Raw genomic sequence first — 23,685 nt, 5'->3', positions numbered from 1 at the left:
TCATCGGTGGGAGCATGAAAGTTGACCTGAACTCCGACTTGGGAGAGAGCTTTGGTCGGTACAAGCTCGGCCTCGACGAAGAGGTCATGAACCACATCACGAGCGCGAACGTAGCTACCGGCTGGCACGCCGGCGACCCGATAGTCATGAGAAGGACGGTCAGGCTCGCGAAGGAGAAGGGCGTCGCGGTTGGTGCCCACCCTGGCTATCCGGATCTTCTCGGCTTCGGCAGGAGGTATATGAAGCTCACCCCTGAGGAAGCGAGGAACTATATTCTCTACCAGATTGGGGCGCTCTATGCGTTTACAAAGGCGGAAGGAATCGAACTCCAGCACGTCAAGCCACACGGTGCTCTGTACAACGCCCTCGTTGGAGAGGAGAAACTCGCGAGAGCTGTGATAGAGGGGATAGCGGACTTCGATAAGAACCTAATCTTCGTGGCCCTCTCCGGCTCAAGGCCGGCTGAAATAGCCGGGGAGATGGGAGTTAAAGTAGCCCACGAGGTTTTTGCCGATAGAGCTTACAACCCGGACGGAACTTTGGTTCCGCGCTCCCAGCCGGGTTCGGTAATCCACGAGGAGGAAGAGATAGCCGAGCGCGTTATCTCGATGGTCAAGGAGGGAAGAGTGAAAGCGATAAACGGCGAGTGGGTCGAGTTAAAAGCCGATACCATCTGCGTCCACGGCGACAATCCAAAAGCTGTTGAGATAGCAAAGCACATCAGGGAGGTCCTTGAGGAGGAGGGCGTTAAAGTTGTGCCTATGAAAGAGATAATTCGTTAGGTTTATACATGGGAAGCATGCAAGAGTATTTGGTGGAAGAAATGGAGGTTATTGAGGCGGTCTATGAAAACGGCGTTTTCAAGCCAACCAAAAAGCCCAACATCCCCGAGAAAAGACGTGTGAAGCTCATCGTGATAGACGAGTTCATAAGAGACCTCGAAAACGCCTTTGGAATCTTCGAAGAGGATGTAAATGTCAGAAAACTGCGCGAGGAGTGGGACAGGGATGTATCTAGTGGACACTGACGTTCTGATAGACGTTCTGAGGGGTGTAAAAGAGGCAAAGCTGTACCTGACCGAACTGGCCGGAGAAGGCCTTGCTGTCTCTGTGATAACCATCTCCGAGCTCTTCTCGGGTAGGGACACCAAGGACCCCGTTAAGAGGGAAAAAGTCCTCAAACTCCTCAGACACTTTGAGGTGATTCCAGTTGATTCAGAGATAGCAATCCTCGCCGGGGAAATCCGTAGGGATTATGGGCTCCATCTTGGCGACGCGGTAATCTCTGCAACCGCAATAGTTCATGGCCTGACTGTTGTTACGGGCAACATCAGGCACTTCGAAAGGGTTGGGGGACTATCTATTCTGAAACCTTCCTATCGGTGAGAGCATGGAGTTCAAACCCCTCGGCGATTCCACCCTGCTGATTTCCCTCGGCGAGGTTATAGACGAGGAGATAAACGAGAGGATACACTCCCTCGCGAGGGCGATAGAGAAGGCTAACTTTGAGTGGCTCATCGAGGTAGTTCCGGCCTATTCATCCCTCGCGGTAATCTACGATCCTGTGTTGATAGACTTCGAAAGCGTCAAGCGGGCCGTTGAGGGGGTCGAGTTCACTTCAGAGCGCTTCGAGGGGAAACTCGTGGAGGTTCCAGTCGTTTACGGTGGCGAATACGGTCCCGATTTGGAGTTCGTGGCAGAGCACAACGGCCTGACCGTCGATGACGTTATCGAGATACATTCCAAGCCAACCTACCGCGTCTACTTCCTCGGATTCCTTCCCGGGTTTGCATACCTCGGCGGAATGGACGATAGGATAGCGACGCCCCGCCTGGAGAAGCCCCGCCTGAAAGTGCCAGCAGGCTCTGTGGGGATAGCCGGGAAGCAGACGGGCATCTACCCCCTCGGAAGCCCCGGGGGTTGGAGGCTCATAGGCAGAACTCCGCTGAAACTCTTCGATCCATCGAAAGAGCCGCCAACTCTTCTCCAGCCGGGTGACAGGGTGAGGTTCGTCCCAGTAGACGAAGAGGAATTCAGGGAGCTCTACGAGCGTGAATGGGGTGAAAGGAATGATTGAGCTCCTAAAAGTGCCCTCGCTTCTAACCGTCCAGGACTCAGGCAGGAGAGGCTACCGAAAGCTCGGCGTTCCGGTTTCAGGCTTCATGGACGACTACTCCGCGAGGATAGCGAACTACCTCGTCGGAAACCCCGGCGATGCACCCCTCCTTGAGTTCCTTCTGGCCGGCCCAACGCTTAGATTCAATTCCTCGGCCGTCTTTGCTATCGCTGGAGACGTTGAGGTGAAGCTAAACGACGTTCCAATTGAACCCTGGAGGAGCCACTGGGCCAAGAGGGGCGACATCCTTGAGGTTGGCGCCTTGAAGAGCGGCCTCTACGGATACATGGCCTTCGCCGGCGGGATAAGGTGTGAGCGGCTTCTCGGCAGTTGCTCGGCCTATCCCAAGGCCGGTCTCGGAAGGCCACTGGAGGCCGGCGATAGGCTAAGCCTCGGCTACGCGATACTAGCCGGGAAGGAAGGGAGATACCTTCCCCCCGAGCTGAGGCCCGACTATTCAGCAAATGAAAAGACAGTCCGCGTCGTCCTCGGCCCGAACCTCAACCACTTCACCGGAGAGGGGATAGAGACCTTCCTGAGCGAGTCCTATACCGTGACTCCCGAGTCCGACAGGATGGGGTATCGCCTCGATGGAAAGGCCATAGAACACTCCGAGAGGGGCGCGGACATCGTTACGGAGCCCCTGCTGCCTGGAACGGTTCAGGTGCCGGCCAGCGGAAAGCCTATAGTCATGATGCGCGACGCCCAGACGACCGGCGGCTACGCCAAGATAGCCGTCGTTGCAACGGCAGACCTTCCCACCGTTGCACAGAGCCGGCCGGGGGAGAGGCTGAGGTTTGAGGCGGTGAGTGTTGACGAAGCCCGGGAGCTTCTGATCAGGCGCGAAAAGATCCTGATGGCAATCAGGGACTTCCTCGATGGGAAGATGCGCGTTTACAGAATAAGAACGGGGGAAGAAGAGCTGATTGCGTTCACAAAAGTGGAAAAAGAATGAGGTCAGTCCTTCTTGCGCATGACCTTGACGACCTTGTATGTCCTGCCATCGCACTCGACGTCGTCGAGGATCTCTATTATCTTCACGTGGTCGCCCTCGAAGAGGCCCTCTGGCCTGAACAGATCTGCTTTTTCCCTGTCACTGCAGTCCGCGAAGTGAAGCTTTATCACGGAACCGGCTATGGCCAGCCTCGGCTCTATCGCGACCTCGATGCTCGGCTCGACGACCTCGACGACGCGAACCTTGCCCTCGTGAAGCGGGCAGGAGTGAGAGGGCATGCTCCTTACGCGCAGGATTTTATACCTCCTGCCGGGTTCTAGGTTTCCGACGCAGACCCCTGCGAGCTTGCACGTCTTGCAAGGTTCTGCCGGGCCGTAATATATGAACTCAACCCCTGGTCTTGCCAGCTTTTCCCCAACTAACGTGATTATTGCCATTCCAAACACCTCCGTTTTGTGAAGCGGTGATCTTCAGATGACTCCGGTGATTTTAGCGGCCTTCTCCGCTGCCTCCCGTGTGAGGCCATCCTTTCCGAGGATCGTGTATCTCTCGGGCCGTATCGTGTGGGCAATCGTGAGGGCCTCGATTATATACTCCGGGTCGATCCCAAGCTCGTATGCGTTAGTTGGCGCCCCGACCTTCTTTAAGGTTTCCCTAATCCGCTCCCACTTGAGCCCGTGGAGATACGCCATTATTATCGTCCCAACTCCGACCTGCTCGCCGTGAAGGGCAGGCTTCGGCGCTATGGCATCGAGCGCATGGCTGAAGAGGTGCTCCGCACCGCTCGCTGGCCTCGAAGAGCCGGCTATGCTCATGGCCACGCCGCAGGAAATGAGGCCTTTCACAACCTTCCTCACGCTCTCCTCGTTGCCGAGGCGTATTATGTCCGCGTTCTTTATCACCATCTTGGCGCTCATCAGGCTCAGTGAAGCCGCGTACTCGCTGTAGTACTCGCCCTTTATCCTGTGGGCCAGCTGCCAGTCCTTTACAGCGGTCAGGTTGCTTATCATGTCGCCAACGCCAGCTGCGAGGTAGCGGTAGGGGGCGGTCTTGATGACCCTCACGTCGGCTATGACCGCCACCGGAGGCACGGCCTTGACCGACGTTTTGGTTCCGAGGTCCTTGATGGATGCGTTTGCACTCGCTATGCCGTCGTGGGAAGCCGTGGTGGGAAAGCTGATGAAAGGAACTCCGGCTTTAAACGAGGCGAGCTTGGCGACGTCGATTATGCTACCCCCTCCAACGGCTATGAGCCAGTCAGAGTTATCGTCCCTAATTTTAGTCAGGGTCTTCTCGACCTCTTCCATGCTGGCCTCCCGGATTACCAGCGCGCTCACCTCAAACGACTCCCTGAGACTCTTTTCGATGTCCTTTCCGGCTATCTCTTTTGTCTTCGGCCCATAGAGCACTAAAGCTCTCTCACCCAGACCAAGCCTCTTCGCGACGTTAACGGCTTCTCCCTTCAGATTTTCGCCCAGCAGCACCTCTCTGGGCAGCTGCATCAGATGCATCTCAACCACCGTCCAGATAGATAATGGGTGGGAAAAGCTTTAAGGCTATCGGAACAACGGTCTATGGTGGTCGAATGGGGCTCTACGAGTTCTTTTACGAGTACTTCATAAAACCGATACAGGAAAACCAGGGTTACAATCCCGTGAACACGGTTGTCTACGCCATAATCCTGGGCATAGCTGTGATGCTCCTCTACAAGATGCTCAAACGGATGGGAATAAAGGTTGATAACCGCTTCTTCAAAGCGCTCATTCCGTACATAATCCTTGGCCCGCTGATGCGGAGCATGACCGACGTGGGGATTCTACCAAGGACTTACCTGACCGTCAGCCCCGGCGGCTACTTCGTTATAGCGGCCTTTGCGATAGCGTCTCTCTACGTCGTGTGGAGGCATTGCTCTGGAGAGACATTTTATCCTCTCTATAGGGACTTCGGCTGGGTTCTGCTAGGTGGGTTAGTCTTCGTCCTGATAATAAACCTGGGAAGGGTTAACTTCAACCCGGAGGTCTTCAAGTACTTCATTCCGGCGCTGATAATAGCCGAGACATTTATATGGCTCGTCTCAAAGAAGCTCACCCTCGTCAGGGACAACTCGCTTCTCTTCTACACCCACTTCTACGACGCCACCACGACCTTTGTCGGGATCCAGTTCCTCGGCTTCTGGGAGCAGCACGTCCTCGCAAGGTGGCTTATGGATGCCTTCGGGACGCCGGCGGTTATGTACGCCGAGAAGTTCCTAATACTGTTGCCTGTGGTGTGGATACTCGACAGGTGGATGAAGGACGAGGATCCAGATCTGATCAACTTCGTGAAGCTCACGATGTTCATCCTCGGCTTCGGGCCGGGAACGAGGAACCTGCTGATAATGCTGATGGGTGGTTAGTATGGAAATTAATACGGAAATCCCGTGGAACGAGGTCGCCCTCGAAACCGCGAGGGAGGTTGAAAAGGAAGTGATGCCCCTCTTCGGCACTTCAAAGGCCGGAGAGACGATGGGAGAGAACGTCAGCGGAGACGTTACCAAGTACGTTGACAAAGTGGCCGAGGACGTTGTTCTTAGCAGACTTCAGCCCCTGGGCGTCAACGTTGTCAGCGAGGAGATAGGCTTCATAGACAACGGGAGCGACTACACTGTCATCGTTGACCCCATAGACGGCTCGTACAACTTCGCCGCAGGCATACCAATATTCGCCTTCAGCTTCGCCGTCTTTAAAGGAAGGAAGCCCATCTATGGTGCGATATACGAGTTCGCCACAAAGACGTTTTACGAGGCCCTGCCGGGGGAAGGCGCCTACATGGACGGAAAGCCCGTAAAGGTCGGGAAGCCGGAGCGCGGGAAGGAGGCACTCAGCTTCTACACGCGCGGAAGATGTCTCGGGCTGATAGAGAGGGTCAAACGCGTCCGCGTCCTCGGTGCGATAGCCGTTGAGCTTACCTACCTGGCAAAGGGTGCCCTCGACGGCGTCCTGGACATAAGGAACTACGTGAGAACGACGGATATAGCGGCAGGAGTGCTGATAGCGAGGGAGGCGGGGGCGATAGTTACGGACGAGAGGGGGAAGGAGCTGGAGCTGAGGCTCGACGCAACGAGCAAGACAAACGTAATAGCCGTCAACGACCGCTACCTGCTCGACATGATTCTGGAGGAGCTGAAAAATGAGCCTTGAGAGGTATTTTGCTCGCTACGGGAAGGCGACGTTTACGCTGTTCCTGATAAACGTGGCCGTTTACATAGTCGAGGCAATCCTCAGCGGGAACCCGCTCAGCATAAGCATCGACGTCTTGGCGAGGCTCGGCCAGTGGAACTACGCAGTCCTCAACTACGGCTGGTGGTGGCAGTTAATCACGGCCATGTTCGTGCACGTCGGCATACTCCACATAGGCTTCAACATGTACTTCCTCCTGATGATGGGCAGACAGCTCGAGGGCATACTCGGGCCGAAGAGGCTCGTCATGGTCTACCTCGTCTCTGGTTTAGCCGGAAACCTGCTGACGCTCCTCCTGCTGCCGGCCAACTCAGTGAGCGCCGGTGCGAGTGGAGCCCTCTTCGGCATAGTCGGGGCACTGATACTCATAACGGGCGTCGTCGGAGGCAACATGCAGGCCGCGCTGATAAACGCCTTCGTGCTCTTCCTGATAAACAGCATCCTGCCGGGCGTCAACGTCTACGCCCACCTGGGCGGACTCCTCGTTGGAATGGCCATAGGCTACTACTACGGCAGGCGGATCAAGAGGCACCTGATGGCGAGGATGTATGGGTACGGGTGGTGACGTCTCGTTTTTCAATTTTTACGAATGTCTGAGGGTCACAACTCCCCAGTGCCCAGTTAATCCCTGGAGAGTAAAACGTTGTGGAACGGTATTTAGGGAGTAAATCTGAAATATTTTTAGAATAGCACGTGATCTCCTGTCAGCGCTGAAGCTTTTTCTAAAAGTTTCACCAAAGAAACTTTACCTGCGTAAAGTTTCGTCAAAGTTTGTGATTCTTCCTTAAAGTGCAGTTGGGGGGAGTTTGTATTGCCAGACTATCCTTTTCAAGCAGGAATTCACCCTCAGAGCCCCTGAAACATGGGTTTAAACTCCTAAAGCGCTCCAACGGAGCGCGGGTAAGGTAAACCCACTCAAACAAAGCAACTTCAAAAGGAATTCCTCAGTAAAAACCACACTCAAAGAGGCAAACCCTCCCAGAGAAGTGCATTAGAAGGGAATCACGAACTTGATCAAACTTCGTGAAGGCGAAGTTTGAATGGTGCCGGGGCGGGGCTTTGAACCCCGGACCTCTCGGTTTCTCAGGCTCCCCCGAAGGGGAGCGGCCCTATGAGCCGAGCGCTCTGACCAGGCTAAGCTACCCCGGCACTGCCCGAGCGCTCGGGTTATACCTTTCGGGGGGCCTTTTTAAATCTTTCGCCATTTTCCCAGAACCTCTTGAGGTAGAGTCTCATTCTTCCCAGATCAACGGGTCTCACCGTTTCCACCATCCAGTCCGGCAGGTCTTTCTTTATCCCCCTCCAGAGCAGGCGGTAGTCGAGGACCACTATTGAACCCTTTTCCTCCGCCGAACGGTGCACCCTTCCAGCAGCCTGAACCAGCTTCCGGTGGGCGGGTAAATAGTAGCCGTAGTACCTGCCCTTCTCCGGGAACTTGCGTTCGAAGTACCTTATCTGGGCCTGAACCCTCGGCGTCGGCCTCGCGTAAGGGATTCCGACGAGTATAACTCCGTTCATTTCGTCCCCGCTGTAGTCCTGTCCCTCGCTGTTCCTGCCGCCCATCACTCCGAGCAGGACCGCCCCGTTGCCCCTCGCGTGGGCCTTGAACTGGGCGACCATGAGGTCGTTCTCGGCCGAAGAGGCGCCCTGCTTCTCGATGAAGACCGCTTTTCCCGTCTCCTCCAGCCTAACCTGGAGGTTCGCAGATAGAAGGCCCTGGAGAACCTCGTAGGATGCCGCGAAAACCCCGACGTTCTTCGGGATTATCCTCGCCGCTTCCACTATGTAGTCCACCATCTTCCTGTAAACCTGGAGCGAGCGCTCATCGCCCCTAGTCGAGACGTCTTTAGCAACAAGAACCTGGGCGTTCTCGCGCTTTACCATCCTCGGGAACTTCTTCAGGCGGGCGTTTTCCACGCCCATGACATCGCGGAAGGCCTCAAGGGGGGTGAGTGTTCCGGACATGAATATCGCGCTCTGGACGTCCTTTATGAAACCCAGGGCCTTGGATGGATCGAGGGCAACGAGCTCGAGGCTCAGCCCCCTGTCCCTGCTCATGAGGAACAGGTAGTCCTCCCTTCCGATGAGGGAGAGCCACAGGAGAAGGAACTCGCCGACGCGCCCGATGTAGGAGCGGGGAGGTTTACCCTTTTCTATCCTGTCCTCCCTTATCGAATCCCCGACCGCTACCATGTCGTTGAGTGTCTTGACGAGCCACCTCGTGTCCAACCCAAGAACCTCGACAACGTGGGAGAACACCAGCTCCGGCTGGATGGCGGTCTCCTGGATGTCCTTGGGGGCAAGTTTTTCCTGGAACAGTATCTCCAGCCCCCTGCCCAGGATGCTCAGGAAGTTTGCTATCTCGTGTTCGTTGTATTCGTCGGCCTCTTTTATTGCCCCGTTGATTGTGTTTATGCTTATTTTATCGCTGAGTGCTGAAATCGCCTGGTCCGGAAGGTTGTGGGCCTCGTCAAAGACGACTATGAGGTCGGAGTAATCGAGGTCCAGGGAGCTTATGAAGTTCTCCCGTATGGTGGGGCTGAGGAGATAGAGGTAGCTGGCGACTATCACGTCCGCCTTCTCCGCTATCCTCTTGGTTAAATCGTAGGGGCACAGCTCCAGGGTCTGGGAGTAGTCGAGTATCTCCGCGGGGTGACTCGGCTCGCTCAGGAAGAACTTCACCAGCTCGTCGAACTCCGTCTTTTTCTTCTTCTCGTTCTCGTAGAACTCACATTTGCCGAGCTTCTTGAGGTTCTTGCAGACGACCATGGCGGTGTAGGCGTCGCTCGTGAACTGGGTGAGGTAGGTGTGAAGGCAGAGGTCCTTCCTGCTCCTGAGCTCAACGCCGGAAACGGGGCTCTTCCTGCTTATCGCCTTCAGCTCCTCAATGACTCTGTCCATCTGCCGGTGGGTTCTGGCCAGGTAGAGCACCTTGTAGCCCATCTCCTTGGCGTGGGGGAGTACTCCCGCCAGGACGCTCACGGTCTTTCCGAATCCTGTGGGTGCCTCGATGATGACGTTCTCTCCGTTTTCAACTGCCTTTGAGACCAGTTCTATGAAATCGCGCTGGTTCGGTCGCAGGTTTTCGTATGGAAAGTAGTCGGTCATGGGAAAGAGTTTTAACGGCTCGCTTTTAACTTTTCCCCAGGTGACAGTAATGGACGAGAAGACGGGCAGGTTCATCGAATACGCGGTTGAGGCCATCGTGGTGACGTGGCTGGGATACCTGTTCCTCTACCAGAACTACCTTCTCTACCGGTGGCACCGTGGTCTCCCGCTGCCTTCCAGATTCCCGTTCATCCTCCTCGGAGTAATCCTTGGGATTCTGTTCTTCTGGTACGAGTGGAACAGGTTCGAGAAAGAGCTCGCTAAGAGGGAGGAAGCCGCCAGCGAGTCTGCGATCCCGGTGGTTTCCAGAAGCTTGAATCCCCCTGAGGGGCCCTCCGAAGGGGCCTCGGAGACGGGAGAAAGCGAAGGGACTACTCCCTGATCCTGATGACGTACTCTCCCCTCGCATCTATCCCCTCAAAATCCTCCGCCCCCACGTTTAGAATCCCCTTCCCCACCTCGATGATTGAACTCCCTGAATCAGACCCGTACTCGACCCTTCTCACGATGTCATTCTCCACCGTGACCGTGAACCACTCCCCTCCGTTCTCGCCCCTGAGGGTGAACGAGGGGCTTCCGATATTGAACCGGACGTACCTTATCGTGTGTGCCATTAGGGACGGCTCGAAGTTCCTGATTATAAAGTCTCTGGGTGATCCAAAGGCCCTGACCGCTATGATGCCGTGGCTCTCCGCCATTCTGGCCAGGGCGGTACCGGAGCCCTTCGCCAGAAACTCAAGCTTCTTGCCCAGCATTCTCTCACCGGGGATGTCGGCGGAGGCCTTCGCGATGAGCCTCCCTTCTGCGGCGAAGGAGAGTATCAGAAGCCCCCTGGGTCCCTTCACGACGTAGGTGACGTGGGGTTCGTTAAAGGTGAACTCGAGAACTCCCTCAAACTCGAACCTGAGCAGAAACTTCCTGATGGCAAATCTGGCGAAAACCTTTTCGCCCCTCTGGGTTGCCCCGGCCTCATACGGAAACGTTGAGAAAACCCTCTCTGGCCTCGAGGCCACCCCCACAAGCGCCTCCCACCCTGCCGAGAAGGGCACCTCTGCCGTCCTTGACTCCATGGGGCGCACCCTTGTGCATTCGTCCCCAGAATGTACTCGAACGGGTTTTTAAATTTGGCGATGGAAAACGATGAAAAAACAGAGGAAAGCTCAGAGCTTCAGCCCCGGAATCTCCTCAAGAACCTTGACGGTCAGCTTAACGGCTGCATCGACGTCGCGCTCGTCAACGACTTCAGTGTTGGAGTGAATGTACCTCGCTGGAATGCTTATTCCGCCGCTTGGAACCCCTGCCTTGTTGAGGTGTATCGCTCCCGCGTCGGTTCCACCGCCGGTGAGGATGTCCCACTGGTAGGGAATCTCGTGCTTCTTGGCTATCTCTTCCATCCACCTCACAATCGTCGGGTGGCAGATGACGGAGCGGTCCATTATCTTAATCGCGACGCCCTTTCCGAGCTGGCTTATCTGCTTGTGCTCCGGCGTTCCCGGAACGTCTGCTGCTATTGTGACATCCAAAGCAAAGCCGTAGTCGGGGTCTATGCCAAACGAGGAAACCTTCGCACCGCGGAGGCCGACCTCCTCCTGGACGGTGGCGACGAAGTAGAGGTCTGCATCGGTCTCGCTCAGCTGTCTCGCGGCTTCCACAAGAGTGTAAACCGCTATCCTGTCGTCGTGGGCAATGCTGACGAGGCGGTGCTTGCCGAGCCTCTCAAGCCTTCCGTCCCATGTTATGACCGTGCCTATCTTGACCCCCATCTCCTCTGCCTCTTCCTTGCTCTCGGCACCGATGTCTATGAAGACCTGGTCCCAAGTCGGGGCCTTGTTCCTCTGCTCGGGCTTCTGGATGTGCGGCGGAACTGAGCCACCGACGCCGTAGACGAACTCGTTCGGGCCGACCCAGACTTTAAACCTCTGGGCTATAAGCGTCCTCGGGTCAACACCGCCAACCGGTGCAACCCTCAAAAAGCCGTTCTTCTCGATGTGGGTCACCATGAGGCCGATCTGGTCCATGTGGCCAGCGAGCATAACCTTCGGCCCCTTGCTCTTCTTGTGGGCGATAACGTTGCCGAGCTTGTCAACCTTAATCTCGTCGACGTAGGGCTTGAAGGCCTCGATAACAACATCCCTGACTCCGAGGAACTCGTAGCCGGAAACACCCGGCGCCTCTATAATCCTCTTGAGAAGCTCGTAGTCAACCATCTTCATCACCTTCCGTTTAGATTTCCATCTAAATGCTCATGCCTGAGATATTTAAGGTTTTAGGTGCTCCAGAACTTCATCAATTGTGATACAGTCAGCACACTCCCTCCGGAAGTCCCTCGCTATTAGGAGGTAGCGTTTTTCCCCGCCCCACGGGACGTTGTGAGTCTTTGCAATAAGCCTGCCGATTTCCCTCGGACCATCGACGTTGGCCTTCCACTTTGTCTCTATAAACGTGGCAGTGTTCTCTTCCCTATTGACTGCAACCAAGTCTACCTCGTAGTTTCTTCCCCACTGGGGGCCAATGCTATCGAAGGTAATGAGCTTCCCGTTCAGATCGTGAAGGAGGTCAAGCATCACCCTCTCAAAGACCCTTCCGAAGAACTCTGGAAACTTCCTCTTGAGGTTCTTTTTAAGGGTCTCAAAATCCCCGGCTTCAATGTGCCTGCGGTTGGGTTCTATCATGCTGAACCAAAAGTTAAGGAAGTAGTCGCTGATTAGGTACCTCGAACGTCTGCCACCGAGGAGGGGCCTTTCACGGGTTAGTATCCCATAGTAATCCTCCAGTGCTTCGAGGTATTTTGTTATGCTTCCCGGTTTCATCCCGACGGCATTGGCAATCTCAACGAGCCTGTTTTTCCCGGAGGCTATCGCATCAAGGATGGAGAAGTAGGTTCTGTACGCCTTACCAAACTCGTCCATGAGAAGTCCTTCTCCCTCTGCCGAGAGGATTGTGGAGTACTTAATCGCATCTGTAATGAAGTCCAGCGGGTTATCAGCCTCGAACACTTCCATGAGTTCGTAATATTTGGGAATCCCACCGAAAATACCGTAAAACTCAACCTGCTGGGTGGGTTCATTGATTCCAAGGTCCCGGAGCATATTGAAAACCCATTTTGGACGCAGAGGCTGTAGCCCTATGAAGATAGTGCTTCTTCCGTAGAGGGGGGCTTTCCTGGACATAAGCAGTTTCCTCATCATTCCAAGATATGAACCTGACAGTATTATAAGAAGTGGCTTATCCTGGTTTCTATCTATAAAACGCTGAAGGTCAAAGGCTATAGCTGGATTTACCCTGAGAACGTTCTGAAACTCGTCAAAGAAAATTGTCTCGACGTTGGCTACCTCCAGGTATTCAAACATCTCCGGGAAGGTTCCGAACCTGGGGGAGTACCCTAGCTTTACCCTAATCTCCCTGGAAAAGTCCTCCAAGATTAGTTTTTCGCTTTTGACTGGGATAAAGAAGTCAAGATAATCAACGCCCTCCCTTTCAAAAAACTCCCTCACCAGCCTTGTCTTACCAACGCGCCGGCGTCCAGTTATGGTCACCACCACAAGCCGAGAGCGGGACAGTTCGAGTGCCTTCCGGAGAGATTCCATCTCGCGCTCCCTGTCGTAGAACCTCATTTATATCCACCAACTGGATTATCCTGTAACAGGATATAAAGCTTTCGAGAGTTTTGGGTTCCAAAAGCTTATATCTCCACATCCTGAGATTAGACCATGCGGGCCCTGCTCAAACTCAAAGTCGTCCCCTGCACCTTCCTCAAAAGGCTCAACCGCTTCGTGGCACTGGTCGAGGTTGAGGGCCAGGAGAGGAGAGCCCTGGTGACCAACACCGGTCGCTTGGAGGAGTTCATGGTTCCCGGCAGGAGGGCCTTCTGCAGGCCCAAGTCCGGTGGAAAGACGGACTTCGTGCTGGTGGCCTTCGAGGACTTGGAGGGAAAAGGTGCTATAATAGACACCAGAACCCAGGCCAAAGCCTTCGAGCGGGCTTTGGAGCTCGGTCTGGTTCCGTGGCTGAGGAACTGTCGGATAAAACGGAAGGAAATTACGGTCGGCAAATCGCGCCTCGATTACCTCTTTGAATGTCCACAAGGCGAGGTCTACGCCGAGATGAAGAGCGCCGTCCTGCGCGGAGGTGAAAAAGGGGAGTACGCGATGTACCCGGACTGTCCGAGCGTCAGGGGACAGAAACACATAAAGGAGCTTATAGAGCTTTCAAAAGCCGGAAAGAGGGCCATGATTTTCTTCATAGGTGCGATGCCCGGCGTTGAGAAATTTAAACCCTTCGAGAGGGGCGACCCGGAGATAGCGAGGCTCCTTAAAGAGGCAGAGGGGGCGGGCGTTGAAATCCATGCGCTCAGCATCTCCCTCCTGCGGGATGGGAGGGTCGTTCTTGAGAGGCCGGGCCTTGAGGTCGAGCTCTAAACCGCCGTCCGCGGGGTTTTGTACCATACCTTCTTGGCTTTTTGGGCCTCCCACAGGCCGGCCAGCGAAATGAGTATCCATATCTGGGAGTAGGTGTAGTACATGAGCGGCGCGAGGAGCCAGCAGCCAATGCTTCTTATCTTTCCATCGTGGAGGCCGGCAAATATCTCCAGCAGGAATGATAAGTAAACGAAGCTCAGAATGAGCCCCGTGAACCATGTAACGTTTCCGAAGGTTACCAGGAGCGCTACGAAGGCCACGTCCGCCACTATGACCGCTATCGCCAGGAGGTAGTACACCATCAGCGTGAGGAGCAGGTCAAAGCGCAGGCCCCAGCCGGGAATCTCGCGAAACCTCTTTATGTGCTCCCTCACGGTGTAGACGTTTCCGGCCGCCCAGCGCGTCCGCTGTCTGAACCACACGCGCCAGCTCTCGGGCTCCTGCTCCCAGGTAACAGCGAGTGGATTGTAGGCTATCCTCTTGCCTGTGGCTATTATCCTGAAGGACAGCTCCAGGTCCTCGGCAAGCGCTTCCTCGTCCCAGCCGCCGAGCTCTTCGAGCAGGTCTTTTCTGATTACGAAGTTTGTCCCGGGGAGCACCGCGGTTTTGTAGAGCCTGCTCTTTCCGCTCTGGCCAGCCAGCTGGAAGTAGAGGTACTCCATGCATATGAACCTCGTGAGGATGTTCTTCTTCCAGTTTATAGTCCGGACTTTTCCGGTCACAGCAGGAGTCTCGTCGCTCAGCATCGCCACCAGAGCCTTGAGCGCCCCGGGCTCGGGTCTGTTGTCCGCGTCGTAGACCGCAATGACTTCTCCCCTCGCCAGCTTCAGGCCGTAGTTCAGGACGTAGCTCTTTCCCCTACCTCCATTCTCAACGCGGACTACCCTGATGAACGGGTACTCCCCAGCAACTTCCTCGGCTATCCTCACCGTGTCATCAGTGGAGCCGTCGTCCAGGAGGAGAACCTCCAGTTTATTCTTTGGGTAGTCGAGGTTTGCCATCGCCAGAAGCGTGTCCCTTATCACCACTGCCTCGTTCCGGGCGGGGATGAGGATGGTGACGGAGGGAAGCTCCTCTGGAATCTCGGGCCCCTTGAACTTTGAGTTGTACCTTAAACCTGCTATCGTCAGGACTATGTAGTAGAAGAACACCGGGTAGATAATCGCAACTGAGAACAGCCAGATGAAGCGGAGGACGGACACTACGATGTCCACGGCACCGGTTAGCGGCTCCATGCTCCCCTCCCTGTTGTTATGTTCTTTGTCCTTATAAGCCTGCCTCAACGCGGAAGCGTTTTAAACCCGAAGGGGGAGAGAAAGTCAGGTGATGCGTATGGCCATAGTCGATGTTAGAATCCTAGTTGAAGGTGCGAGCGACGTTGAGGTTGTAAGTAAGGCCCTTCAGGGCTTGGCTTTGGGAAGCGAGTACAACATCACGATTTCTGCGATAATCCCGACGACCAACGTGGAGATAGCGAAGAGCGCCGCCGCGGGCGCTGATCTCCTCATCATAGCAACCGATGCGGACAGGGTCGGAAGGGACCTGGCCGAGAGGCTCTTCAGCGAGCTGGGGGAGATGGTCGGGCACGTTGAAAGGATGAAGCTCCCCCTTGGCCACGATTTGGAGCACGTTGACGTTGAGCTCGTCAGAAAGGAGCTCAAGAACACCCTCGTCAGAGCGGGCCTCAAGAGCCTCCAGATACTCCCGGAGTATATGGCGCTCAGGAACCAGCTCCTCGACCTCAAGGGGCGCTACGATGGTCTCACGGACGAATACAAGCGCCTTCACGGCGAGTACGAGGCTCTGAGCAAGGCTTACGACGAGTTAAAGGCCGAGAGTGAAAAGCTCGCCGAGGAGAACTCGGGCCTTAAAGCCCTCCTTGAGAACAGTAAGAACGTTTATCGCGTTGAAGAAGCCTGGAAGTCCCTCTTCCCCGCCGAGCCAGTCCCTGACGAGGCGTACATTGGAAAGGCCGTCGAGAAGCTCGGACTTACCGGCAGAGTCATAGTGGGTCAGGGATACATCTTCGCCGAGGACGGGTCTCTTGTGGACGAGCTCCTCAGAACCGTCTACCTTAGCATAGCCATCCGGGAAGAGCCGGAGCCAAAGCCGCCCCGGCCTGAGCCTCCAAAGGAAGAGCCCCCCGCACGGGCCGAGCCAGCCGGGGAGGAAGAGGTTGCCGAGAGTGCGGAAGTAAAGCCCGAGGACATTGAGGGACTCCTGAAGGGGCTGTGACATGGACCTTCCCGGGGTATTGGAAGAGTACGAGACCTACCTCGACCTCGAGGGGAAGAGTCCCAACACGATTAGGATGTACTCCTACTACGTGCGCCGGTATCTGGAGTGGGGTGGAAAGCTTAACTCCCGCTCCGCCCTCCGTTTTCTCGCGAGGCTTAGAAAGGAAGGCTACTCCAACAGGAGCCTCAACCTCGTGGTTCAGGCCCTGCGCTCCTACTTCCGCTTCGAGGGTTACGATGAGGAGGCCGAGAAGCTCAAGCCCCCAAAGGTCCCCAGGAGTCTTCCAAAGGCTCTGACGCGCGATGAGGTTAAGAGGCTTCTCTCAGCTATTCCGCCGACGAGAAAGCGCGATAGACTCATAGTTCTCCTCCTCTACGGCGCCGGTCTGCGCGTCAGCGAGCTGTGTAACCTCAAGAGGCGCGATGTTGACCTGGAGCGCTCCACCATCGTGGTTCGGGGCGGCAAGGGTGCCAAGGACCGCGTCATACCCATTCCGGAGTTCCTTGCGAGGGAGATACGGGCATACCTCGAAACGCGCTCCGATGACAGCGAGTACCTCATCGTTGAGGAGAGAAGGAGGGAAAAGGACCGGCTCTCCACCAAAACAGTGTGGTACCTCCTGAAGCGCTATGGAGTCAGGGCCGGCGTTGAGGTCACGCCTCACAGGCTCCGCCACAGCTTCGCGACTCACATGCTCGAAAACGGCGTCGATATCAGAGCCATTCAGGAGCTCCTTGGCCACTCGAACCTCTCAACGACGCAGATTTACACCAGGGTTACCGTTGAGCACCTCAGAAAGGCGCAGGAGAAGGCGAGGCTGATGGAGGGGTTGATGGAGTAGAGAACGGTACGCTGTGCTGTACCAATCTTTAAAAAGCATTTGGTACGCCATACCGTACCAAAAATATGGTACGAATATTCAAAGCTCACCCTTCTTCTTCAGCATCGCGAGGTAGCTCGTGAATGCCCCAGCTGAAATCGTGTCGCCCAGGCCCACCGTTGAGACCGGGTTCTTCACGAGCCTCGTTGGGATTATAACGACCTTGTACTCCCTGGTTCTAAGCCTTCTCTTTGCCTCCTCGAAGCGCAGTTTGACGTACTCTCCGCGCTCGTTGTACGGTACGCTGGTGCCCACTTTGAAGTCCTCCGGCGAGCGGATTTCCCCGAGGGACGCGCGGGCAGCGGCCAGGGTTGTTGCAAGCTCAAGACTGCTCCTCAGCTCGTCCTCGCTAAGCGGGTTGTCCGAGTGGGTGATGTACATGATGTAGTAAATCGTATGAATCTGGAGCACCTCAAGGTTCATCTCGTCTATGAGGATTTTTCCGCCGAGAACCGTGTCTTCGATGCGGTTGTAGGTGAAAATCCTGTCCGAGAGCTTGGAGTAGCCGAGGGCGTTGAGGACGTGGGCTATCTCCGCCTCGTCCATGCCGACACTGTCAACGAGGGGGAAGAGGTTGTAGATAACCTTCTTCCTGAGCTCGCGGTTCTGTATCGAGGCGAACTCGAGGTGAACCTTAACGTCCTTCTCCCGCTTGAGCAGGAGTATGTCCTTTTTGGCCTCCCTGAGGTAGTGGTTGGCATCTTTCCCGTCCGAATAGCGGAGCTTTATTCCCTGGTAGCCAGACAGAATGGCCCCATCAACTTGAAGGCCTATCTCTGGCAGGAACGGTTTAAGTTCGGGCTCGGTGTAAATCCTTATGCTCTCGAAGCGGGCCGAGACGATGAACCTGCCCGAGAAGGGGACGGTAATCGTCTCGTCCCCGAGCTTGAAGGTTGTTCCGGCCCGGAATTCAAAGATGCGGTTCACCTTAATTGGGTCGCCCTCCCTGTATGCCTCGCGGGGGTGTTTGAAGGTCAGCCCCCCGTTCTCCACTACAGGATAAAGCAGGTTTGGCTTGTCCACGAACATCTCGGCCTGCTTCCTCGCGAGGTGGGGAGTGTAGACCATCACCCGCCTGAAATCCAGATTCGTCAGGAGGTTGGCTATGATTCCTGCCTGGCCGCCCATCCTCTCAACATCGTATTTGAAGTGAGAATCGAACCAGGTGTGGAGCTCCTCGTTGACGAGGGGCACCGCCATGGGCTTGCCCGTCTTGAGGGCGTGTACCAGCCTGGCAACGAAGTCCAAGGGCTCGTTTATCTCCCTGGGATAGTCGTCCATCCTTTTCCTGACCGCCTCGGCCCCAAACTCGTCTATGAGCCTCTGCACTACCTCCCCATTCAGAAAGGTTATCGCATCGACGTTCGTGTTGTAGGCCGTGTATACCGAAAGCTTCCTTGCCTCGTCCAGGAGCCCCATATGTATCACCCTCAGTGACTAACACCTAAGAAATGTGGGGGAGTTCTTAAAAGGATTTCGGAATGAAAGGGGTGGAAAGAATGGGGTCAAAAATCGATGAGCAGCTTCCCTAACCCGGGGATCCGCTCCATGACGTCCATCTGCCTCAGCGCGAGCCAGAGCGAGGCCTGGTTGCTCGTAACGACCGGGACGCCGAGGTCCTCCTCGAGAACTTCGATTATCTCGAAGGTTCTGAGGTTGGTGCAGCTGACGAAAATTGCATCGGCCTCGTCCATGAAGCTCGCCTTGGCGAGGCGGTAGGCCTCGTGGGGTTCGAGCCTTCCAATCTGGGTGTTGTCCTCTATCCCCAGCCCCCTTATGTCAAGGACCTCGAAGTCGTTAGCCTCGAGGAACTCCCTCTCCCGCGCGTTTATCTCGTCAGTGTATGGGGTTATCACGAGTACCGCCTGGACATCGAGTATCCTGAGGGCCTCGACAACGGCCGTACTCGTGCTGACAACGGGAACGTTTACCTCTTCCTCGATCTTCGCCTCGATTTCCTTTTCGTAGTCCTTCCCCCCGATGAAGGAGCCGCTCGTGCAGCCGTAGAGGATAAGCTCAACGCCCGCGTCACGCAGAAGCCTGGCGCTCTCAACGGCCATGGCGTTCATCTTGACCAGTTCTTCCTCCGTGACGTTCTTCAGCGGAACCCTCGCCGTGTGAAGAGAGACCCCCTCCGGGAGCGCGGAGTGAAGCTCCATCTCCATGGTGGTGTTCGATGATGGAACGATAAGACCAAGCCTGCCTCTCCATCCGTACATGCTTTCACCTCCTGGAGATTACTCGGGGGTTCTCTTAAACCTTTGGTTTCGGAAAGGCTGATTAAGGCCTGTGGGAAAGCTTCATGGGTGATACCGTGGAGCTTGAGGATGCGATACTGAAGAGAACCTCCGTGCGGTATTTCGAAGAGAGAGACGTTCCGGAGGAGGACATTAGGGCGCTGATCGAGGCGGCGATAAGGGCGCCCACCGCGAGCGGCCTGGAGAACTGGAAGTTCGTGGTCTTCGGGAGTAAAAAAGCGAGGGAAAATCTCTATGGCCTCATATCTGAAGGCATGATCAGATACTACCGCGCCGTGAACCTCCCGGAGGAGAAGATAGGGAAGCTCGGAAGGCGTATGTACGAACATGGTATGTACCGTGCGCCCGTATACATCGCCGTCTTTATCGACAAGAACGTCCGCTTCCTCCCCGGGGAAGAATTCGATGAGCCCGAGTTCATCTGGAGCGTTGAGAGTGCCGCGATGGCGATTCAGAACCTCATGCTCAAGGCCGTTGAGCTCGGCCTCGGGACGGTTTACATAGGGGTTACAAATTTTCCCGGAATAGAGGAGGGGGTCAGGGAGCTGGCAGGCCTCGATGAGAACCACTACCTCGTTGGAGTCATCCCGGTCGGCTATCCCAAGGACGAAGTCAAACCCCGGAAGAGGAGAAAGACCCTCGATGAGGTGCTGGTCTTCATCTAAACGTTTTTATTCCCTCCACCCCAACTCCTCCTGGTGGAAGGATGATAGAGTTCGTTATCCTACTTGGCGTCATTGGCGGCTGGATAATCGTCGCATCAACCCTCTTCCTCATGCTGGCCCTGGGCAAGACCTGGGGGTTAGCGGGTGTGCTCCTCTTGGTCGCGGCGATTCAGATAAACCACTGGCTCAAGGAGAAGTACATGCACGCCATAGTCGATGCCACACCGAGGGCCAAGGCCATAGCGGCGCACATCTTTGAGATGAACGAGCTCATCCTGCTGTCCTCGTATCTGGTTTCTCTGCTCCTCTACGAGGGCATACAGAAGTACGTGGAGATAATCATCAAGTTCCCGGGTATGGTGGGGTGATTCTATGTTCAACGTGGTGATCGTCAGATACGGAGAGATAGGAACGAAATCCCGGCAGACAAGGAGATGGTTCGAGAGCATACTCATGAACAACATCCGCGAGGCCCTGGTGAGCGAGGGGATCGGGTTCAAAAAGGTCGAAGCGAAGCACGGAAGGATCCTCGTGAAGACGAATAAAGCGAGAGATGCCGTTGATGTTCTTGGGAGAGTTTTTGGCATAGTGTCGCTCTCCCCGGCGATGGAAGTCGATGCCGAGCTGGAAAAGATTAACCGGACGGCCCTCAAGCTCTTCAGGAGGAAGAAGCGCGAGCTGGGCCTTGAAAGACCGCGCTTTAGAGTCACTGGAAGGAGAATCACCAAGGAGTTTCCGCTCAAGAGCCCTGAGGTTCAGGCGAAGGTTGGGGAATACATCCTCGAGAACGAGGAGAGCGAGGTTAATCTGCACGAGTACGACATCGAAATCGGCGTCGAGCTGATGGAGGGTAAAGCCTACGTCTTCGTTGATAAAATCTACGCCTGGGGAGGCCTTCCAATAGGGACGCAGGGCAAGGTTGTTGCCCTCCTCAGCGGCGGCATAGATTCGCCGGTGGCAGCGTTCCTCATGATGAAGCGCGGCGTTGAAGTCATTCCCGTCCACATCTACATGGGTGAGAAGACCCTTGAGAAGGTCAGGAGGATATGGAACCAGCTGAAAAAGTACAACTACGGCGGAAAGGGCGAGCTGATAGTGGTTAAACCTAAGGAGCGCGAGAGAATCATTGAGAAGCTGCGCGAGATGAAGAAGGAGAAGTACACCTGCGTCTTCTGCAAGTACATGATGGTGAAGCACGCAGATAGAGTAGCGAGGGAGTTCGGGGCGAAGGGCATCGTCATGGGCGATTCCCTCGGACAGGTCGCCTCGCAGACCCTTGAGAACATGTACATAGTCAGCCAGGCAACGGACCTGCCGATATATCGTCCGCTAATCGGCATGGATAAGGAGGAAATAGTAAGTATAGCCAAGAAAATTGGCACTTTCGAGCTTTCAACCCTGCCGGAGGACGAGATACCTTTCATTCCAAAGCACCCCGTTATAAGGGGCTCTTGGGAGGAGTTCAGGAAGATCTACAAAGCCGTCTTTGGGGAGGAACCCCGGAAAAGGCAGTGCTGAGGTGATTCCATGGACTTCGCCAAGCTCTCTGCATACATCAGCCTATCCCTTCCCCTCATCTTCATCGTGGGGTTGCTCATCGTCCTGAGCCAGAACCCATGGTTCTCCTTCACAGACAACGCCCTGAGCGACATGGGTTCAATACGGAACCCCGTGAACTACTACTTCAACGGCTTCCTGATGATCTTCGCGGTTCTCGGTTTCATAGCCGCCATCGGAACCCTGAGAAGCGGCCTGAGCTACCTGATGCCCCTCGCTATGGTTCTCCTGTTCCTCGTGGGGGTCTTTCCGGAGGAGTACGCACCCCATGCCCCGGCGGCGATCTTATTCTACGTTCTGGCCCTGACTGATATAGCCATCGTCGGAATAAAACTTGGCAGAAACGGCATCTCGGCGGGCTACATCTGGTCCGCCCTGGCCGTCTTTACGTTTGCCCTGATGCTCTACCTCGTTAATGCAAGGATTTTCAAAGGGCTCGCGATTCCGGAGCTGGTTGGGGCTTTTACAATACTTGCGTGGTTCGTCTACATCGGCCTGCTCCAGCTCAGATGTTCGTAGGAATTCCTACAGAAACCTTTAAATATTGCGATCCCGTAGGAATGGCTACGCGGTGAAGGACGTGCCCGTGGACCTGGATGACCTGAAGGAGAACATCTGGGAGTATATAGAAACTGGAGAAGACGCTTTCAAGAAGGGCAGGTACAACTCCGCGTCAATTCTGTATTTCAAGGCTCTCGTGGGAATATGTGACTACATTATCAAGCGGGATTTGAACCTAGAACCCAAGAATCACGGTGAGCGATTCGCAATTTTGAGGCTCCACTACCGTGACCTATACCGTATCGTCAGTAAGTTCTTTGATTTCTACAGGGATGCATATGAGAGGAGGCTCACGAGGGACGAGGTGGGGGCGTTGAGGAATGAGGTTCTCAAACTTACCGATAGGATTAAGTGAACTGGAAAAGGCCGCGGAGGAATTTAGGAGGGAGCACGAGAGGGTCTTTGACGTGATCCTCTATGGCTCCGTGACCCAGGGGAAAGAAGCCCCAAACGATCTCGACTTCATGGTGCTCCTCACCGGAGCAGATGATGTGGAGAGGTTTGAACTTGCCTTCGAGTTCAAGGAGATGCTGATTGACAGGGGATTCCCACACGAAAGGCTGGACGTTAAGGCGATGAACCTTGAGCAGATGTGGGATCCGAACTACCTCGCCGTTCCAGGGCTGATTATCACCGGCTATTCGCTTATCAGGAGGCGTCCCCTTCATGAGTTGATGAACGGTGAGGGGTATGCGTTGTTCATCCTCGATGTCCGCGGAATGACAAAAAACGAAAAGAACAAGTTCAGCTTCGCACTCAGGGGTAGAGATGGGAAAACCGGAATATTGAGAGACCTGGGGGGACGCTATCTCGCCCCGTGGGTGGTTCTCCTCCCCGTGGAGGTTACCTACAGCTTCAAGGAGTTCCTGAAAATGTGGAAGGTACCTTACGAGCTCTACCTGATGTTTGGGACCCTATACGAGTCCAAGGACTGGAGGATTGAAGAGGGTATCGTGAGACCTTAACCTTAAGTTGAGGAAAGCTTCATATATAATTTCCCCGCTTTCGTCAATCATGAAGGCAGTGTCGCTCTTAAGCTCGGGCATTGACTCGCCGGCGGCGATATACCTTATGCTTAGAAAGGGGATGGAAGTAACGCCAATTCACTTCAGACAGAGCCCCAAAAAGGAGTCCAAGGTTTTTGAGCTTTACGAGATTCTTAAGCGCTACGGGAAACTCAACGAGCCGGTAATAGTTGACGCCTACGAGGAGCAGGCGCCGGTTTTCTCAAAGCTCGCCGAGATTGGAAAGGCCAAGTGGACGTGCCTCTTCTGTAAATACATGATGCTAAGGAAGGCGTGCAGGGTGGGACATGAGATCGGTGCCATGGCCATAGTAACCGGCGACAGCCTTGGCCAAGTGGCTTCCCAGACACTTGACAACCTCATGATAATAAGCACCGCGAGCGATTTGCCCATTCTGCGGCCGCTCATAGGGATGGACAAGGAGGATATAGTTAGAATTGCAAAGGAGGTAGGGACGTTCGAGATAAGCATCCAACCTGAAGAGCCGTGCCCCTTCGTGCCGAGGTATCCTGTTGTCAGGGGCTCGCTCGGAGAGTTTGAGAAGATAAAAGAGAAGCTCGTAAGGGAAGGGGTGCTCTGATTACCCAATTCTGTCCATAACTGTTCGTTTTAGGAAAGTTTTTAAAGCCCCCTTCTAACCCGTTTCCGGTGATGGCAAATGAACGTGTTTAACAGCACGCTGGAGCT

28 protein-coding genes and 1 tRNA gene are annotated in these 23,685 nt (G+C 55.1%); 19 read left to right on the top strand and 10 right to left on the bottom strand.

Annotated features, from left to right (window positions below):
• Positions 1 to 14: 14 nt before the first annotated feature.
• From TIRI35C_RS07560 to TIRI35C_RS07540, 5 genes are read left to right on the top strand one after another with little or no spacing between them, the layout of a single operon-like run.
• Complete coding sequence (locus TIRI35C_RS07560; protein WP_188202367.1) at positions 15 to 782, top strand: LamB/YcsF family protein; 768 nt, start codon at positions 15 to 17, stop codon at positions 780 to 782.
• 41 nt (positions 783 to 823) lie between these two features.
• Entirely contained in the window at positions 824 to 1,027 is a 204-nt protein-coding gene (locus TIRI35C_RS07555) for an antitoxin family protein (RefSeq protein ID WP_055429691.1), read from the top strand.
• Complete coding sequence (locus TIRI35C_RS07550; RefSeq protein WP_188202366.1) at positions 1,008 to 1,385, top strand: type II toxin-antitoxin system VapC family toxin; 378 nt, start codon at positions 1,008 to 1,010, stop codon at positions 1,383 to 1,385. The genes TIRI35C_RS07555 and TIRI35C_RS07550 overlap by 20 nt, the downstream gene beginning before the upstream one ends.
• Positions 1,386 to 1,389: 4 nt before the next feature.
• On the top strand, positions 1,390 to 2,076 hold the full coding sequence (gene pxpB / locus TIRI35C_RS07545) for a 5-oxoprolinase subunit PxpB (RefSeq protein ID WP_188202365.1): 687 nt from the start codon (positions 1,390 to 1,392) through the stop codon (positions 2,074 to 2,076).
• Positions 2,069 to 3,070 (top strand): 5-oxoprolinase subunit C family protein, encoded by a 1,002-nt coding sequence (locus TIRI35C_RS07540; protein WP_188202364.1) that lies wholly within the window; start codon positions 2,069 to 2,071, stop codon positions 3,068 to 3,070. Before pxpB ends, TIRI35C_RS07540 begins: the two co-directional genes overlap by 8 nt.
• A gap of 2 nt (positions 3,071 to 3,072) precedes the next feature.
• Here TIRI35C_RS07540 and TIRI35C_RS07535 read toward each other — a convergent pair whose 3' ends face one another.
• The gene (locus TIRI35C_RS07535) at positions 3,073 to 3,507 is read right to left on the bottom strand and encodes a UPF0179 family protein (RefSeq protein WP_188202363.1); all 435 of its coding nucleotides are present in this window, start codon (positions 3,505 to 3,507) and stop codon (positions 3,073 to 3,075) included.
• A 33-nt stretch (positions 3,508 to 3,540) separates the two neighbouring features.
• On the bottom strand, positions 3,541 to 4,581 hold the full coding sequence (locus TIRI35C_RS07530; protein ID WP_188202362.1) for an NAD(P)-dependent glycerol-1-phosphate dehydrogenase: 1,041 nt from the start codon (positions 4,579 to 4,581) through the stop codon (positions 3,541 to 3,543).
• Positions 4,582 to 4,655: 74 nt separating this feature from the next.
• Between TIRI35C_RS07530 and TIRI35C_RS07525 the strand changes: the two genes are divergently transcribed.
• Genes TIRI35C_RS07525 through TIRI35C_RS07515 form a run of 3 tightly spaced genes read left to right on the top strand, consistent with a single transcriptional unit; the run spans position 4,656 to position 6,853 of the window.
• The gene (locus TIRI35C_RS07525; RefSeq protein WP_188202361.1) at positions 4,656 to 5,465 is read left to right on the top strand and encodes a DUF63 family protein; all 810 of its coding nucleotides are present in this window, start codon (positions 4,656 to 4,658) and stop codon (positions 5,463 to 5,465) included.
• Between the two features lies 1 nt (position 5,466).
• Entirely contained in the window at positions 5,467 to 6,249 is a 783-nt protein-coding gene (locus TIRI35C_RS07520; RefSeq protein WP_188202360.1) for a bifunctional fructose-bisphosphatase/inositol-phosphate phosphatase, read from the top strand.
• Positions 6,239 to 6,853 (top strand): rhomboid family intramembrane serine protease, encoded by a 615-nt coding sequence (locus tag TIRI35C_RS07515; RefSeq protein ID WP_188202359.1) that lies wholly within the window; start codon positions 6,239 to 6,241, stop codon positions 6,851 to 6,853. The genes TIRI35C_RS07520 and TIRI35C_RS07515 overlap by 11 nt, the downstream gene beginning before the upstream one ends.
• Positions 6,854 to 7,329: 476 nt before the next feature.
• On the opposite strand, the gene TIRI35C_RS07510 is transcribed toward TIRI35C_RS07515, so the two are convergent.
• Both TIRI35C_RS07510 and TIRI35C_RS07505 read right to left on the bottom strand, forming a co-directional pair.
• Positions 7,330 to 7,437 (bottom strand) — tRNA-Met (locus TIRI35C_RS07510).
• A gap of 18 nt (positions 7,438 to 7,455) precedes the next feature.
• Positions 7,456 to 9,396 (bottom strand): helicase C-terminal domain-containing protein, encoded by a 1,941-nt coding sequence (locus TIRI35C_RS07505; protein WP_188202358.1) that lies wholly within the window; start codon positions 9,394 to 9,396, stop codon positions 7,456 to 7,458.
• A 49-nt stretch (positions 9,397 to 9,445) separates the two neighbouring features.
• Between TIRI35C_RS07505 and TIRI35C_RS07500 the strand changes: the two genes are divergently transcribed.
• Complete coding sequence (locus TIRI35C_RS07500; RefSeq protein ID WP_188203129.1) at positions 9,446 to 9,778, top strand: hypothetical protein; 333 nt, start codon at positions 9,446 to 9,448, stop codon at positions 9,776 to 9,778.
• Here TIRI35C_RS07500 and TIRI35C_RS07495 read toward each other — a convergent pair.
• From TIRI35C_RS07495 to TIRI35C_RS07485, 3 genes are all read right to left on the bottom strand, one after another.
• Positions 9,768 to 10,466, bottom strand: coding sequence for a hypothetical protein (locus TIRI35C_RS07495; protein ID WP_188202357.1), 699 nt, complete (start codon positions 10,464 to 10,466; stop codon positions 9,768 to 9,770). The genes TIRI35C_RS07500 and TIRI35C_RS07495 overlap by 11 nt on opposite strands.
• A gap of 90 nt (positions 10,467 to 10,556) precedes the next feature.
• Positions 10,557 to 11,603 (bottom strand): M42 family metallopeptidase, encoded by a 1,047-nt coding sequence (locus TIRI35C_RS07490; protein ID WP_188203128.1) that lies wholly within the window; start codon positions 11,601 to 11,603, stop codon positions 10,557 to 10,559.
• A gap of 51 nt (positions 11,604 to 11,654) precedes the next feature.
• The gene (locus TIRI35C_RS07485; protein ID WP_343044038.1) at positions 11,655 to 13,010 is read right to left on the bottom strand and encodes an ATP-binding protein; all 1,356 of its coding nucleotides are present in this window, start codon (positions 13,008 to 13,010) and stop codon (positions 11,655 to 11,657) included.
• 96 nt (positions 13,011 to 13,106) lie between these two features.
• Here TIRI35C_RS07485 and sfsA point away from each other — a divergent pair, with 96 nt between their 5' ends.
• Positions 13,107 to 13,814: a DNA/RNA nuclease SfsA gene (gene sfsA, locus TIRI35C_RS07480; protein WP_188202355.1), complete on the top strand. Its 708-nt coding sequence runs from the start codon at positions 13,107 to 13,109 to the stop codon at positions 13,812 to 13,814.
• Here sfsA and TIRI35C_RS07475 read toward each other — a convergent pair.
• Positions 13,811 to 15,049: a glycosyltransferase gene (locus tag TIRI35C_RS07475; protein WP_188202354.1), complete on the bottom strand. Its 1,239-nt coding sequence runs from the start codon at positions 15,047 to 15,049 to the stop codon at positions 13,811 to 13,813. The two genes, sfsA and TIRI35C_RS07475, sit on opposite strands and share 4 nt — an antisense overlap.
• 97 nt (positions 15,050 to 15,146) lie before the next feature.
• Here TIRI35C_RS07475 and TIRI35C_RS07470 point away from each other — a divergent pair, with 97 nt between their 5' ends.
• Entirely contained in the window at positions 15,147 to 16,049 is a 903-nt protein-coding gene (locus TIRI35C_RS07470) for a toprim domain-containing protein (protein WP_188203127.1), read from the top strand.
• A 1-nt stretch (position 16,050) separates the two neighbouring features.
• A complete protein-coding gene (xerA, locus tag TIRI35C_RS07465) occupies positions 16,051 to 16,893 on the top strand; it encodes a site-specific tyrosine recombinase/integron integrase (RefSeq protein WP_188202353.1) in 843 nt (280 codons plus the stop codon).
• A gap of 78 nt (positions 16,894 to 16,971) precedes the next feature.
• Here the strand turns inward: xerA and pfkC are convergent, their stop codons facing one another.
• Both pfkC and TIRI35C_RS07455 read right to left on the bottom strand, forming a co-directional pair.
• Complete coding sequence (pfkC, locus tag TIRI35C_RS07460; RefSeq protein ID WP_188202352.1) at positions 16,972 to 18,351, bottom strand: ADP-specific phosphofructokinase; 1,380 nt, start codon at positions 18,349 to 18,351, stop codon at positions 16,972 to 16,974.
• Positions 18,352 to 18,437: 86 nt separating this feature from the next.
• Positions 18,438 to 19,151: a maleate cis-trans isomerase family protein gene (locus TIRI35C_RS07455; RefSeq protein ID WP_188202351.1), complete on the bottom strand. Its 714-nt coding sequence runs from the start codon at positions 19,149 to 19,151 to the stop codon at positions 18,438 to 18,440.
• A 95-nt stretch (positions 19,152 to 19,246) separates the two neighbouring features.
• Between TIRI35C_RS07455 and TIRI35C_RS07450 the strand changes: the two genes are divergently transcribed.
• The 7 genes from TIRI35C_RS07450 to TIRI35C_RS07420 are packed head-to-tail and all read left to right on the top strand — an operon-like array spanning position 19,247 to position 23,578.
• On the top strand, positions 19,247 to 19,855 hold the full coding sequence (locus tag TIRI35C_RS07450; RefSeq protein ID WP_188202350.1) for a nitroreductase family protein: 609 nt from the start codon (positions 19,247 to 19,249) through the stop codon (positions 19,853 to 19,855).
• A 41-nt stretch (positions 19,856 to 19,896) separates the two neighbouring features.
• Complete coding sequence (locus TIRI35C_RS07445; protein WP_188202349.1) at positions 19,897 to 20,223, top strand: hypothetical protein; 327 nt, start codon at positions 19,897 to 19,899, stop codon at positions 20,221 to 20,223.
• 4 nt (positions 20,224 to 20,227) lie between these two features.
• Positions 20,228 to 21,373 (top strand): tRNA uracil 4-sulfurtransferase ThiI, encoded by a 1,146-nt coding sequence (gene thiI, locus TIRI35C_RS07440; protein ID WP_188202348.1) that lies wholly within the window; start codon positions 20,228 to 20,230, stop codon positions 21,371 to 21,373.
• Positions 21,374 to 21,382: 9 nt separating this feature from the next.
• Positions 21,383 to 21,931, top strand: a complete 549-nt coding sequence (locus TIRI35C_RS07435) for a DUF998 domain-containing protein (RefSeq protein ID WP_188202347.1) — start codon at positions 21,383 to 21,385, stop codon at positions 21,929 to 21,931.
• Positions 21,932 to 21,983: 52 nt separating this feature from the next.
• Complete coding sequence (locus TIRI35C_RS07430) at positions 21,984 to 22,328, top strand: hypothetical protein (protein WP_246454718.1); 345 nt, start codon at positions 21,984 to 21,986, stop codon at positions 22,326 to 22,328.
• A complete protein-coding gene (locus TIRI35C_RS07425; RefSeq protein ID WP_188202346.1) occupies positions 22,294 to 22,938 on the top strand; it encodes a nucleotidyltransferase domain-containing protein in 645 nt (214 codons plus the stop codon). Before TIRI35C_RS07430 ends, TIRI35C_RS07425 begins: the two co-directional genes overlap by 35 nt.
• A 49-nt stretch (positions 22,939 to 22,987) precedes the next feature.
• Positions 22,988 to 23,578, top strand: coding sequence for an adenine nucleotide alpha hydrolase family protein (locus tag TIRI35C_RS07420; protein ID WP_188202345.1), 591 nt, complete (start codon positions 22,988 to 22,990; stop codon positions 23,576 to 23,578).
• The last annotated feature ends 107 nt before the right edge of the window (positions 23,579 to 23,685 follow it).

The organism is Thermococcus camini (genome assembly GCF_904067545.1).
GTDB lineage: Archaea > Methanobacteriota_B > Thermococci > Thermococcales > Thermococcaceae > Thermococcus > Thermococcus camini.
This window is presented reverse-complemented; position numbering and strand designations above follow the sequence as displayed.

What these genes read in the sequence shown, in the direction of transcription:
- TIRI35C_RS07525 (WP_188202361.1), top strand. Translation starts at nt 4,656, where the DNA reads ATGGGGCTCTACGAGTTCTTTTACGAGTACTTCATAAAACCGATACAG.
- TIRI35C_RS07500 (WP_188203129.1), top strand. Translation starts at nt 9,446, where the DNA reads ATGGACGAGAAGACGGGCAGGTTCATCGAATACGCGGTTGAGGCCATC.
- pfkC (WP_188202352.1), bottom strand. Translation starts at nt 18,351, where the DNA reads ATGGGGCTCCTGGACGAGGCAAGGAAGCTTTCGGTATACACGGCCTAC.
- sfsA (WP_188202355.1), top strand. Translation starts at nt 13,107, where the DNA reads ATGCGGGCCCTGCTCAAACTCAAAGTCGTCCCCTGCACCTTCCTCAAA.
- TIRI35C_RS07560 (WP_188202367.1), top strand. Translation starts at nt 15, where the DNA reads ATGAAAGTTGACCTGAACTCCGACTTGGGAGAGAGCTTTGGTCGGTAC.
- xerA (WP_188202353.1), top strand. Translation starts at nt 16,051, where the DNA reads ATGGACCTTCCCGGGGTATTGGAAGAGTACGAGACCTACCTCGACCTC.
- TIRI35C_RS07550 (WP_188202366.1), top strand. Translation starts at nt 1,008, where the DNA reads ATGTATCTAGTGGACACTGACGTTCTGATAGACGTTCTGAGGGGTGTA.
- TIRI35C_RS07555 (WP_055429691.1), top strand. Translation starts at nt 824, where the DNA reads ATGGAGGTTATTGAGGCGGTCTATGAAAACGGCGTTTTCAAGCCAACC.
- TIRI35C_RS07470 (WP_188203127.1), top strand. Translation starts at nt 15,147, where the DNA reads ATGGCCATAGTCGATGTTAGAATCCTAGTTGAAGGTGCGAGCGACGTT.
- thiI (WP_188202348.1), top strand. Translation starts at nt 20,228, where the DNA reads ATGTTCAACGTGGTGATCGTCAGATACGGAGAGATAGGAACGAAATCC.
- TIRI35C_RS07420 (WP_188202345.1), top strand. Translation starts at nt 22,988, where the DNA reads ATGAAGGCAGTGTCGCTCTTAAGCTCGGGCATTGACTCGCCGGCGGCG.
- TIRI35C_RS07505 (WP_188202358.1), bottom strand. Translation starts at nt 9,396, where the DNA reads ATGACCGACTACTTTCCATACGAAAACCTGCGACCGAACCAGCGCGAT.
- TIRI35C_RS07540 (WP_188202364.1), top strand. Translation starts at nt 2,069, where the DNA reads ATGATTGAGCTCCTAAAAGTGCCCTCGCTTCTAACCGTCCAGGACTCA.
- TIRI35C_RS07515 (WP_188202359.1), top strand. Translation starts at nt 6,239, where the DNA reads ATGAGCCTTGAGAGGTATTTTGCTCGCTACGGGAAGGCGACGTTTACG.
- TIRI35C_RS07485 (WP_343044038.1), bottom strand. Translation starts at nt 13,010, where the DNA reads ATGAGGTTCTACGACAGGGAGCGCGAGATGGAATCTCTCCGGAAGGCA.
- TIRI35C_RS07530 (WP_188202362.1), bottom strand. Translation starts at nt 4,581, where the DNA reads ATGCATCTGATGCAGCTGCCCAGAGAGGTGCTGCTGGGCGAAAATCTG.
- TIRI35C_RS07475 (WP_188202354.1), bottom strand. Translation starts at nt 15,049, where the DNA reads ATGGAGCCGCTAACCGGTGCCGTGGACATCGTAGTGTCCGTCCTCCGC.
- pxpB (WP_188202365.1), top strand. Translation starts at nt 1,390, where the DNA reads ATGGAGTTCAAACCCCTCGGCGATTCCACCCTGCTGATTTCCCTCGGC.
- TIRI35C_RS07435 (WP_188202347.1), top strand. Translation starts at nt 21,383, where the DNA reads ATGGACTTCGCCAAGCTCTCTGCATACATCAGCCTATCCCTTCCCCTC.
- TIRI35C_RS07495 (WP_188202357.1), bottom strand. Translation starts at nt 10,466, where the DNA reads ATGGAGTCAAGGACGGCAGAGGTGCCCTTCTCGGCAGGGTGGGAGGCG.
- TIRI35C_RS07490 (WP_188203128.1), bottom strand. Translation starts at nt 11,603, where the DNA reads ATGGTTGACTACGAGCTTCTCAAGAGGATTATAGAGGCGCCGGGTGTT.
- TIRI35C_RS07520 (WP_188202360.1), top strand. Translation starts at nt 5,467, where the DNA reads ATGGAAATTAATACGGAAATCCCGTGGAACGAGGTCGCCCTCGAAACC.
- TIRI35C_RS07445 (WP_188202349.1), top strand. Translation starts at nt 19,897, where the DNA reads ATGATAGAGTTCGTTATCCTACTTGGCGTCATTGGCGGCTGGATAATC.
- TIRI35C_RS07535 (WP_188202363.1), bottom strand. Translation starts at nt 3,507, where the DNA reads ATGGCAATAATCACGTTAGTTGGGGAAAAGCTGGCAAGACCAGGGGTT.
- TIRI35C_RS07455 (WP_188202351.1), bottom strand. Translation starts at nt 19,151, where the DNA reads ATGTACGGATGGAGAGGCAGGCTTGGTCTTATCGTTCCATCATCGAAC.
- TIRI35C_RS07425 (WP_188202346.1), top strand. Translation starts at nt 22,294, where the DNA reads ATGAGGTTCTCAAACTTACCGATAGGATTAAGTGAACTGGAAAAGGCC.